The organism is Pseudescherichia sp. AS216 (genome assembly GCF_037152055.1).
Classification (GTDB): Bacteria; Pseudomonadota; Gammaproteobacteria; order Enterobacterales; family Enterobacteriaceae; genus Pseudescherichia.
The window spans coordinates 1-228 of record NZ_JBBCMV010000044.1; the positions used below are offsets into that span (position 1 = coordinate 1).

Genomic DNA, 228 nt, shown 5'->3' on the forward strand with positions numbered 1-228 from the left:
TACGGTCGGTGAAGCTGACGGGCAGGCCCAGGACGTTATACGCCTGGCGCACCTCGCTCTCCAGCGGATCGCGCCAGCCCGTGAGCTGTCCGCGTCTGTTCCATATCAGCGATTCGCGGCTGCCGTCGGGGTGAATAACGCCGCTGAGCTGCCCGGCCGCGTTCCATTCCCGGCGGGTGATGTGACCTTCGGCATCCTCGCTGCGGACAAGCTGCCCGAAACGATCGT

At 65.8% G+C, this 228-nt stretch carries 1 protein-coding gene; it reads right to left on the bottom strand.

Annotated elements, in window-relative coordinates; translation table 11 throughout:
* The coding region (locus tag WFN61_RS20840; RefSeq protein WP_337039154.1) for an RHS repeat domain-containing protein at positions 1 to 228 on the bottom strand (228 nt) is incomplete at both ends.